The organism is Acidobacteriota bacterium (genome assembly GCA_039028635.1).
GTDB lineage: Bacteria > Acidobacteriota > Thermoanaerobaculia > Multivoradales > JBCCEF01 > JBCCEF01.
In genome coordinates this window covers 153,178-164,227 of the sequence record JBCCHV010000004.1, presented here as the reverse complement: position 1 = coordinate 164,227, position 11,050 = coordinate 153,178, and the positions used below count along the sequence as shown (strand labels likewise).

The following is an 11,050-nucleotide window of genomic DNA, read 5'->3' as shown; positions in this document are numbered from 1 at the left end:
GGCGGGGCGGGGCGGCGGCGCTTCCGACTCCTACCAGGTAAAGGAGATATTGCCCAGCGCGCGACGTCCGAGGAGGTCGCCGCCGAAGGACTGCCAGTGCTGGTTGTCGGTGACGTTGGAGATGTTGACCCCGACCTTCCAGTTGTCGGTGATGGCGTAGTTCCCGCCGACGTCGATGGTGTAGTAAGAGTCGACATCACCCTGGAACGGACCCACCGCCCAGCGGAACTCATCGACGAAGCGGAAGCCGAGGTCGAGATCGAAGGCGTCCTTGGCGTAGCCGAAGCTGATCCCGCCCTTGTGCTCCGGAGTGTTCGGCAACAGGATGTTGTCGAAGCCGGAACCGGCGTTCTTGATGTCGAAGTCGAACCAGGAGTAGTTGAGGTTGTAGCTCCAGCCGTTGCTGAAGTAGTTGTTGAGACCGAAGTCGATTCCCTGGGTGTCGACCTCACCGAAGTTGGTGTAAGACACCGCCGCGATGATGTTGGAGCCGTCGAGGTTGTTGGTCAGGGTCGGCACCAAGCCGCGAATGACCGTCGCCAGCGCGTCCGGAATGCCCGCCGGAGCCTGCCAGGGCCCGAAGTTGCTGTTGACCCGCCCCAGCGGCGTGCCGAGCTGCGGAATCAGGTCGGTGATGAAGTTCTCGTTCTGGCTGTTGTAGTAGTCGAGGGTGACGTAGGCCTTGCCGCCCACGATGCCGCTGTAGCCGACCTCGAAGGTCTGCGTCTCCTCGAGCTCGAGGTCCTCGTTGCCGACCGCGATCACCGGCGTGACGCCGAGACCGCAGTCGAGACCGACGCGACCGCACACGCCGAGGTTGATCAGCGAAAGATCGGCCGGCGGAGCCACCGGAGCCTGCAGGAAGAACTCCGAGTAATTGGCCACCTGGAAGGCTTCGTTGTAGGTGAAGCGCAGGGTGTTGTTGGAGTTGATGCCGTACACCAGTGAGGCCTTGGGCGAGAACTGCGAATCGTGCAGCGAGCTGTCGTCGAAGCGCCCGGCGATCACGAACTTCCAGGAGTCGTTGATGTCGTAGTCGAGCTGCCCGAAGACCGCCGACTTGTCCGAATCGACGGGCTGGAAGACCAGCGTCTGGCGACCGGTGCGGGGATCGAAGGTGTCGATCTCCTCCTCACTGTAGGAAGCACCGGCGACGATGCGGGCACGGTCGTCAGCGAAGTTCCAGTTGGTCTGGAACTCGAGCTGGTAGTTGTTGGTGTCGAGCACCAGGTTGGCGCCGGAGCTCAGGGCCGTCTGCTCGGGAGCGTCGCGTTTGTTGTAAGAGCCCAGCAGGTTCCAGCGCTGGGCCGAGTAGTTGACGCGCCCGTAGGTGCGCTCGATGTCGAGCTGCTGCACCCGACCGATGCCGGTCTGGGCGGTGACACCCTCGGAGCTGGCGAGGCCGACATCGAAGGTCAGCAGGTCGCTGTCGCCGATGTACTTGTCGAGGCGCACGCTGCCAAAGGAGATGTCGACGCTGTCCTCCGGATTCAGCGGCACCGCCTCCTGTGGCAAGCAATCGGTCGTGATGCCACCACCGCAGGGAATCGCGTACTCGGCCTGGCCGTTGCGCGAGCGGGTGAAGTCACCGCTATCGCGGATGCCACCCTGCAGCTTGAGGTACCACTCGCCACCGAGGGCGGTGGCGTAGCGCGCATCGGCGTTGGTGGTCGACACCTCGCCGGCAGCGATCCGCAGCTTGCCGCCCTGGCTGTCCTTGGGTCGCTTGGTGGTCAGGTTGAGCACGCCGCTCGAGGCATTGGCCCCGTAAAGGGCGGCGCTCGGACCGTGCACGAACTCGACCCCCGCCAGGTCGTCGAGGGGGAAGGTCATGGCCGGCCATTCCTGGGATCCGAGGAAGGGCACCGAAGGGTTGCGGCCGTCGATCAGCACCGCGACACGGCGATTGAGGGAGCTGTTGAAGCCGCGGGTGTTGAAGTTGTAGTCGTAGAGACCACTCTGGGTGACCTCGGCACCGGGCGTGAACTCGAGGAGCTTCGGAAGCTGACCGTGGGAAGCTTCGCGCTCGACCTCTTCGGCGGTGATGTAGGTCACCGCCGCCGGCGCTTCGACGATGCGCTCGGCACGTCGCGACGCCGAGAAGACCGTGATGGTCTCGACGAAGGTGACGTCCCAGTCGACTTGCTGGGCCACCGTCGCCGTAGCGCCGGCGGTCACCTCGACACCCTCCTGGAGGGCGGCGTTGTCGCCCAGGGTATAGCTCACCGTGTAGGTCCCCGGGGCCACACCATCAAAAGAATAATTACCGCTGTTGTCCGTGACGGTGGCGTCTCCGGCTCCCTCGAGAACGACGGTCACCCCGCCCACGGCACTGCCATCGGCACGGGTCACGGTTCCCTCGATCCGGCCGCTGTCCTGTGCCGCGGCGACCCCCGTCAGCACCAACATGCATCCCAACACCAAGCTGACGATCCGCTTGTTCATTCTTCCTCCCCTGGTCGTTAGTGTGCCCTCGAGCCCGCTCCCCAGGTCCGGCCTCAGGCTCGTCGCGAGCTGCCGCACGGTCTCTCCAGGGTCAGAGCCGGTGTTCGAAGATAAAAATAGACCCTGTCATATTACCTGAAGGGAAGCCGGCGCGGCGAGTTAAACGCCACGCCGACAGGAGTTTTTCCAGCGGTACAATGCTGCCGCGGCGGCTCGTCCGCCGGTTCGAGAACACCCCCTCGCGAAGCGGAGAGCGATCCGAGACCATGGAGCCGAAGCGTTACGTCGTGATGGGTGCCGGAGAAGTCGGGTTCCACCTGGCGCGCACCCTTTCGCAGGAAGGCCACCACGTCACCGTCATCGAGCGCGATGCCGGCCATGCCGAGCGCATCGAAGATCAGCTCGACGCCCTGGTCGTGGTGGGCAACGGCAGCCAGGTACGGGTGCTCGAGAAGGCCCAGGCCGAGGACTGCGATCTTTTCCTGGCGGTGTCCTCGAACGACGAGGCCAATCTCGCCGCCTCGCTGCTCGCCAAGCGGCTGGGGGCCCAGCGCTGCGTCGTGCGCATGGGCACCGGTAGCGAAGTGGTGCGCCGCCGCAAGGTCTACGAGGACGCCTTCGGCGCCGACCTGCTGCTCTCCACCCAGCTCCTCACCACCAGCCGCATCGTCAATCGCTATCGCGGCTTCGACACCACTGCCGTGGAGTACTTCGCCGCCGGCCAGGTACAGCTGCGCAAGGTCGCCCTGGACGCCGCTTCGGCCCTGGTCGAGCAGCCGCTGCGCGATGTCTCGCTGCCGGCCGACAGCCTGGTGGTGGCGTTCTTCCGCGGCGACGAGCTGATCATCCCCTCCGGCGACGACCGCGCCGAGGAAGGCGACGAGGCGCTCATCCTCGCCGGCACCGATTCGATCGCCCAGGTCGAGCGCATGGTGACCGCCAAACCGGCGCCGATGGGCAGCGTCGTGATCGCCGGCGGCAGCCGCACCGGCCAGTTGGTGGCGGAATCTCTCGCCGGCCTGGGAGCCAAGATCACCCTCATCGAACGCGACCGGCGCCGTGCCCAGGTCCTGGCAGCGGATTTTCCCTGGCTCCACGTCCTCCACGGCGAGGCCACCGACCTCGCCCTGCTCAAGGCCGAGCGGGTCGAGTCGGCACACTTCTTCGTCGCCGTCACCGGCAACGACGAGAGCAACCTGATGGCGAGCCTGCTGGCCCAGGAGCTCGGGGTACCGAACGTCCTCGCTCTGGTCGACCGCGCCGAGACCTCGCATCTGTGGCGGCGACTCGGTCTGATGCAGGTGTTCTCGCCCCGCTCCCTCGCCTACGAGCGTATTCACGAGTACATCGACAGCGGTTACAGCGCCAACATCGTCTCCCTGCAACGCGGCGCCGCTCAGGTGATCGAGCGCCGCCTGCACCCGGCGAGCCCCGCCGCCGGCGTCACCCTGGCCGAGATGAAGCCACCACGGGGCGTCATCGTCGGCGCCGTGGTGCGCGGCCGCAAGGTCTTCGTGCCCCGCGGCAAAGACCGCCTCGAGGCCGGCGACCTGGTGATCCTCTTCGTGCGCGAGGAAGAGCTGCCGACGGTCCGCCTGCTCTTCCCGGGCATCGATCGCCCCCAATGAGCCCGCGTCCGGTCCTCAAGATCCTCGGCCGGCTAGTGCTGGTGCTGGCCGCGGCGCTGCTCTTCCCCACCGTCTGCTGCCTGATCTACGGCGAGCGCGAATCGGCCTTCGCCTTCCTCGCCTCGGCGGCGATCACCGCCGTCAGCGGTGCCGTCATGATGCTCCTCGGCAGGCGCGCCGGCAGCACCCTGTACCGGCGCGAGGGCATTCTGATCGTCGTCGGCGGATGGGTGCTGGCCTCCGTCTTCGGGGCCCTCCCCTACCTCCTGTCGGGCACCCTGACCACGCCCGTCGATGCCCTCTTCGAGGCCGCCTCCGGCTTCACCACCACCGGCGCGACGGTGCTGCCGGCGATCGAGCAGGCCGGCTACGGCATTCTGTTCTGGCGTTCCTTCACCCAGTGGCTCGGCGGCATGGGCATCATCGTCCTGTTCGTCGCCCTGCTGCCCGAGCTAGGGCCCGGCGCGCGCTTCCTCTACAAGCTCGAGGTTCCCGGACCGACGGCCGAGGCCCTGCAGCCGCGCATTCGCGACACGGCGGGCGTCCTGTGGCGCATCTACCTCCTCCTCACGGCCGCCGAGACCGTCCTGCTGATGCTCTGTGGCATGAACCTGTTCGACGCCTTGACCCACACCTTCTCCACCCTCTCGACCGGCGGCTTCTCGCCACGCAACGACTCCGTGGCAGCCTTCGAGTCCCCCTGGATCCACCTCGTCATCGTCGTCTTCATGATCCTCGGCGGGGGCAACTTTTCGCTCTACTACGGGATGCGCAAACGGCGCGGCTGGAACCTGTTGCGGGACTTCGAGTTTCGCCTCTATCTCATCCTGATCGCCATCGCCTCGCTGGTGATCGGCTGGGACCTGGTGCGCTCCGGCGCCTACCAGCTCACCGCCTGGCTGCCCATCGACGCCGTCTTTCAGGTGGTTTCCGTGGTCACCACCACCGGCTTCGCCACCCAGGACTTCGACACCTGGCCCAACCTCTCACGCATGCTGCTGGTAGCGCTGATGTTCGTCGGCGGCTGCGCCGGCTCGACCACCGGCTCGATGAAGGTCATGCGCATGCTGGTGGGTCTCAAGACGGCCTTTCGGGAAGTGCGCCTGTCCTTCAGTCCCAACACCGTCGCCTCGGTCTTCGTCGGCGGCAAGGCGGTGCCCGAATCCGTCGTGCGCAGCGTCACGGGCTTCTTCATCTTGTTCATCTCGAGCTGGGGCCTCGGCGTCGTCCTCCTCACCCTCGGCGGGCACTCGCTGGTCACCGCCGCCTCGGCCTCGATCGCCGCCATCGGTAACATCGGCCCCGGGCTCGATGCCGTGGGGCCGAGCATGAACTTCGCTTTCTTCGCCGCCTGGGAGAAACTGTTGCTGATCCTCATGATGTGGCTCGGTCGACTCGAGGTCTACTCGATCGCCGCCCTCTTCGTCTTCCGGTTCTGGCGCCGATGAGCCTTCACCTCACCCTGATCCCCGGCCGCTGGGCGGCCTGTCGCCTTCCCGCTTCGGCCGAGATTCCCGACTGGGCGACGCGCTCGACGGTGTTCTGGAACCTCACCCGCACTCGCGACGAGCTGTCGATCCTGTGCCCCGAGGAAGACGTGCCACCGGAGATCCGACACCAGGGCAACTGGTGCCTGCTGCGTTTCGAGGGACCGTTCGAGTTCTCCGCCACCGGCGTGCTGGCCTCGGTCGCCGATCCGCTGGCGGCGGCGGGAGTCAGCCTGCTCGCCATCGCGACCTATGACACCGACTACGTCTTCCTGCCAGGAGACGACCTCGAAAAAGCCCTCGCCGCCCTGGCCGACGCCGGCCACCACATCCATCGTCCTTAGGCTCGGTTTCCACCGACTGGGGGGCGAATCGGGGAAAGGGCGGTGGCCTCCAGGGGAAGACCGGTGGCGACGGCAGCGTGCCGCCGGGCCAATCCGGGCCCGGTCGCAGCCTGCCGACGACGTTTTCGGCAACCGGCTAGGAGGGTTGCGGAGAAGACTGCTCGAAATTCCTGCGCGCCTGCTCCATGAAGCGCCCCATCTCGCGCACCATCGCTCCGGTGAGGGCATTCTCGCGCACCGCCTGCTGGAAGAGCAGCAAGGTGGCCATCGCCTCCCGGTGGAGCTCGACCGCCTGAAACAACGGCATCATCTCCTCAGCGAGGACCTGCATGTCGTGGCTGCGGCCGAGATCCGCCATCACCAGCGCCAGATCGATGGATACCAGGGCCGCATCATAGGCCTCGTCCTGAGTCACGAAGCGCTCCCGGACGCCCCGGAGTACCGTTTCGGCATCGCGCGGACGGCCCAGACCGCGCAAGATCTTGCCTTCGAGCCAGTCGGCGCGCTGCTGGGTCCAGAAATCTTCGAACCGGGCGTAGAGAGTCTTCGCCTCATCGAAGGCGGCGGCGGCGGGCTCGAATCGTTCGAGGTCACAGAGGCTATGAGCCACGTTGTGGCGCGCCATCAGGCAGAGACGAGCCTGCTCCTCCGGATCGAGTAGCTCGAGAGCCTCGCGGGCCGAAACCAGCGCCTTCTCGGATTCGCCCATCGCGCGGTAGAGCTCGCTGATGCTGAGCAGAGTACGGGCCACCCGCTCGTCATCACCCGCCAGGCGGCTGTGGAGGACGGCGCGCTCGAAGAGCGTTTCGGCCTCGTCGAAGCTGCGCTGGACACGGCGCAAGGTGCCCTCATAGGAATCGAGCTCGGCATAGACCAGCTTGTCCGTCACCCCTTCCATGCGCACCACCGAACGCGCCTGCCGGAAGAGAGCATCGGCGGTGCGCAACTCACCCAGAGCGCGCTGGGCGTTGGCCATATTGGCGAGGGCCTGGGTCTGTAGCTCGGCTCCGAAGGCGCGGTTCTGGCTCCACTGAGCCACCGTGTTGGCGAGCTCGGCGAAATGGAAGGCCTGGCGCGGATCGGCCGGAATGAAGCTGCGACTCTTGCGCAGCAGCTCCTCGGCCAGGAAGGGACTCCGGAAGCGCTTGTAGGCGCCGGTGACCCGCTCCAGGCGGCGGCCTTCCGGCAGGCGCAGCAGGGCCGTGAAGTCCTTGCGCGCCTCCCGGCGCTCGCGCTCGATGGCGCGTTGCTGGGCATCGGCCGAGGCCAGGCTCTTGTCGACCGCCGCGGAAACTCCTTCGCTGCCGCTGCCGCGAGCATCGCGACGCCAGGCGTCGATCTCGTCGCGACAGGTCGGGCAAAGAGCCGTCAGGTGTTCGAGAAGGGTCGCCGTTAGGACCGACGGGTGGAGCTCACCCCGGGTCACCGCCTGCAGCAGCTCCCGAGTCAGATGAATATCAATCAACCACAACCTCCTCCAAGGCATTGCGAAAGAGTGCCCTGTCGAAGGCTGCCGAAGCAATCGTCACACCTGTTCGAGGCCTGCCCCACCAGGCGTCATCGAGGCCCGGTCATTCGCGACCGATTCCCGCCGCGCGCACCAGATGCAGAGATCTGCCGCCGAGCGGCGGGAAGTACCTTCTCGAGGCCCTCACCGAACCCAAAATAACCGATTCACGCAACAGATGAAAGCAGAGGGTTCGTCGAGGGCCCTCCGAGATCAGCCGTTGGGGTCCATTCCGGAGCCCTGCTCGTTGCCGTTTCCACCGCTGTTGCTGTTGGAATTCGGATCCGTCGAGTTGCGGTCGAAACGCTTGCCCTGTCGCTCGGCGGTGCAGGCTGAGCACTCTCGGGCCGTCTCGGCCCGGTCCTCCCAACGACTCATCAATGCATCCCAGACGGTGCCAACGAAGGAGGCGACGAGGGTCGATTCCCGCGCCTCCTCTCGGCTGACCGGACCGGCCAGGACGACCGGAGCTGACAGGGAGACCACCACCAATGCAATGACGAGCGAACGAAAAATACGAGTCACGAGTCCTCCTCTCATCCAAGGCAGACCAAAGCACAGCACCATGCCCTACCGGACCGCCTTGTCGATTTGATTATCAATAGAGGTAACAAAAAGACGCCATCGAAGTGCTCACAACGGCGAAAAACCCCCGGAAAATGTACACCGAGGAGTATCGGCACCGAGGAGCGGCGGGGTAACCGGCGCACCGGCAACCCCGCCTCAGAGGCTCAGACTGTGGTCGCTCGTGGGGTGCAGCGCTCCACCATGTGGAGAGCTGAGGAGGAAGTCCGCGGCAGCTCGCGGGAAGCCCTACCCTGCGGACCTTCTTGGAAGGATTGGCAGCCGACATCGAGCCCGAGAGGCGAGGGCTGCACAGGGATTGTCCAACAACGAAACGAAGGGCCGGGGCCGAAGCCTGCGCCCGGCCGCGGAAGTACCACGGCTCTTCGAGGGGAGGGCGCCCCGGTCACTCCATCATCGCCAGAGGATCTCGGCGGCGGAACGAGGCGGCGGGGAGAGAGACGGGGTCAGTCGCCGGGAGCTCGCACCGTCAAAACCGGACAGGGCGCCTTCTGCACCACTCGCTCGGCAGTGCTGCCGAGGAGCAAGTGGGCCATTCCCGTCAAACCGCGAGTGCCCATCGCGATGAGATCGGCGTCGAACTCATCGGCGAGCTCGAGGATGCCGCTGGCGGAAGCGCCTTCGCGGCACTCGGTCTCTACCTGGTAACCCTCGGCGCGCAGCTTGTCCGCCGTCTCTTCGAGCTGGCGATTGGCCCGCGCTGCCACCTGGCCGAGGTTACGGAAGGCGGTGGGCACCGTACCGTAGGCGGTGTACTCCACCGGCAGGCTGAAGATGTGGACCAAAACCACCCGCAAGGTGTCACCGGCGCCGTGGAAGAGATGACGCGCCTGATGCACCGCACTTTCAGCATCGGCGGAAAAATCCGTCGGCACCACCACGGTACGCAGTGGAACGGGCGAGCTGTCGGCATGAACCGTCAACACCGGACAGGAGGCCCGCTGCACCACCCGCTCGGCGGTGCTGCCGAGCAGGAGATGCGACAGGCCCGAAAGCCCTCGGCTGCCGACGATCAAGACCTCCGGCTGACGCTCCTCGATCATCTCCAGAAGGCCCTGCGACGGGGTACCGATGCGCAAATCCAGATCGACCTCGCCCAGGCCTTGTGCAGCCTTCTCGAGACGGCCCATGGCGGCCGCCTGCAGTTCCTGCGAATAGTCGCCGGAGGCCGGCAGGTAAGACGCCACCTGGCTCGGCAGGGTCAAGACATGAACCAAGCGCAGGCGGCCGTGGAGCGCGTCGGCGAGCTCGCAGCCCCAGGCTACGGCGGCCTCGGCGGAGGGCGAGAAATCGGTTCCGACGGCAATCGTTGGAGTACGAACCAAGCTTTCGGAGCTCATGGTGAATCCTCCTGGGGAAGTCCAGCCCCAGGCTAGCGATCCGACTCTCCGAGCGCTTCACCCCGGCGGGTGGCTCGCCCTCCTCCCACGGGGCGGGGAGCCGCTCTTCGCCGTCCCTTGCGTCACCGCAGACAGCCGGTTAGGGTTCCGCTTCTCGAATCGAGAGAGGATTCACCATGACCGAAACAGCTCTGCAAGGCCCCATCCGGGTTCGCTTCGCCCCCTCGCCGACCGGCTTCCTGCACGTCGGCGGGGCCCGCACCGCGATCTACAACGACCTGCTGCGCGCCCACCTCGGCGGCGAGCTCATCCTGCGCATCGAGGACACCGACCGGGCGCGCTCGGACGAAGCCATGACGCGCCAGATCCAGGAAGCCCTCGAGTGGGTCGGCTGCCACTGGGACGAGGGGCCCGCCCTGCAGAGTGCCAGGGTCGAGCGCCACCGTGAGCGCGCCGCCGAGTTGCTTGCTCGGGACCTCGCCTACCGCTGCTTCTGCACCTCGGAAGAGCTCGACGCGCAGCGCCGTGCCGCCGAGAAGGCCGGCGAGCGCTTTCGCTACCCGGGCACCTGCAGCACCCTGTCCGCCGCCGAGGTCGAAGAGCGCCTCGCCGCCGGCACCCCCTTCGTGGTGCGCTTCCGCATGGCGCAGGACAACATTCGCTTCCACGACCTGGTGCGGGGCGACGTCGACTTTCCGCCGGACGCCCTCGACGACTTCATCCTGCTGCGCTCGGACGGCTCGCCGACCTACCACCTCTCGGTGGTCAGCGACGACATCGACATGCGCGTCAGCCACATCATCCGCGGCGACGACCACCTCTCGAACACGCCCAAGCACATCGCCCTCTTCGAGGCCCTCGAAGCCCCACTGCCGACCTTCGGCCACCTGCCGCTGATCCTCGGGCCGGACAAGAAACGGCTGTCGAAGCGCACCGGTGCCACCTCCGTCGAAGAATTTCGCGACCAGGGCATCCTGCCGCAGGCGCTCTACAACTTTCTCGCCCTGCTCGGCTGGAGTCCCGGCGACGCCCGCGAGATCCTCAGCCGCGACGAGATGACGGAGCTCTTCACGGTCGAGCGTCTGAACACCTCGGCCGCCGTCTTCGACCGCGACAAGCTCGCCTGGATGAACGCCCAGTACCTCTTCAACCTGCCCCTCGAAGAGATCTGGCCGCACCTCGAGCCCTTCCTCGCCGCCAACGGCCTCGCCGACGCCGACCCCGACCGCCTCGAGGCCGCCGTCACCCTCCATCGGCTGCGCGCCCACAATCTCGCCGAGCTCGCCGAGAGCATCGGCCACTACTTCGTCGACCGACTCGACTACGACCCCGCCCTGTGCGCCAAATTCGCCGCCAAGGCCGAGCTGCCGGAGCGCCTCGCCGCCCTGCGCGACCGCTACGACGCCCTCGACGACTTCGCCATCGACCCCCTCGACCAGGCCCTGCGCGCCCTTTGCGAAGAGTTCGGCGAAAAGGCCGGCTACCTCATCCACCCGCTGCGCATGGCGCTCTCCGCCAGCAAGAAGGGCCCGCCGGTCTTCGACCTCGTCGCCCTCGTCGGTCGCCCGGCGACGCGCCAACGGCTCGACCACTTCATCGCCTACCTCGCCGAGATCGCACCGACCAGCGAGTAGGTCCCGATCAGAAGGCCAAAACGCCCAACAGCGCTGGCCTTTGCGGCAACCTTCGTGCCCCGCTCACGGCTTGACCGAGA

The 11,050-nt window shown here is 66.5% G+C and carries 8 protein-coding genes; 4 read left to right on the top strand and 4 right to left on the bottom strand.

The window, feature by feature from the left end; genetic code table 11:
- Positions 1–30: 30 nt before the first annotated feature.
- Positions 31–2,445 carry a TonB-dependent receptor gene (locus AAF604_03275; GenBank protein ID MEM7048648.1) on the bottom strand — a complete coding sequence of 805 codons (2,415 nt, stop codon included), beginning with the start codon at positions 2,443–2,445 and terminating at the stop codon, positions 31–33.
- Positions 2,446–2,711: 266 nt separating this feature from the next.
- Here AAF604_03275 and trkA point away from each other — a divergent pair, with 266 nt between their 5' ends.
- From trkA to AAF604_03260, 3 genes are read left to right on the top strand one after another with little or no spacing between them, the layout of a single operon-like run.
- The gene (gene trkA, locus AAF604_03270) at positions 2,712–4,073 is read left to right on the top strand and encodes a Trk system potassium transporter TrkA (protein MEM7048647.1); all 1,362 of its coding nucleotides are present in this window, start codon (positions 2,712–2,714) and stop codon (positions 4,071–4,073) included.
- Positions 4,070–5,521 carry a TrkH family potassium uptake protein gene (locus tag AAF604_03265; protein MEM7048646.1) on the top strand — a complete coding sequence of 484 codons (1,452 nt, stop codon included), beginning with the start codon at positions 4,070–4,072 and terminating at the stop codon, positions 5,519–5,521. The genes trkA and AAF604_03265 overlap by 4 nt, the downstream gene beginning before the upstream one ends.
- Positions 5,518–5,904 (top strand): ACT domain-containing protein, encoded by a 387-nt coding sequence (locus tag AAF604_03260; GenBank protein ID MEM7048645.1) that lies wholly within the window; start codon positions 5,518–5,520, stop codon positions 5,902–5,904. Before AAF604_03265 ends, AAF604_03260 begins: the two co-directional genes overlap by 4 nt.
- Before the next feature lie 136 nt (positions 5,905–6,040).
- Here the strand turns inward: AAF604_03260 and AAF604_03255 are convergent, their stop codons facing one another.
- The 3 genes from AAF604_03255 to AAF604_03245 all read right to left on the bottom strand — a co-directional run bounded on the left by AAF604_03255 (position 6,041) and on the right by AAF604_03245 (position 9,336).
- The gene (locus AAF604_03255; GenBank protein ID MEM7048644.1) at positions 6,041–7,369 is read right to left on the bottom strand and encodes a tetratricopeptide repeat protein; all 1,329 of its coding nucleotides are present in this window, start codon (positions 7,367–7,369) and stop codon (positions 6,041–6,043) included.
- Between the two features lie 255 nt (positions 7,370–7,624).
- Entirely contained in the window at positions 7,625–7,936 is a 312-nt protein-coding gene (locus tag AAF604_03250) for a hypothetical protein (GenBank protein ID MEM7048643.1), read from the bottom strand.
- Between the two features lie 506 nt (positions 7,937–8,442).
- The gene (locus AAF604_03245; GenBank protein MEM7048642.1) at positions 8,443–9,336 is read right to left on the bottom strand and encodes a universal stress protein; all 894 of its coding nucleotides are present in this window, start codon (positions 9,334–9,336) and stop codon (positions 8,443–8,445) included.
- A 176-nt stretch (positions 9,337–9,512) separates the two neighbouring features.
- On the opposite strand from AAF604_03245, the gene gltX reads away from it, so the two are divergent.
- A complete protein-coding gene (gene gltX / locus AAF604_03240; protein MEM7048641.1) occupies positions 9,513–10,970 on the top strand; it encodes a glutamate--tRNA ligase in 1,458 nt (485 codons plus the stop codon).
- The last annotated feature ends 80 nt before the right edge of the window (positions 10,971–11,050 follow it).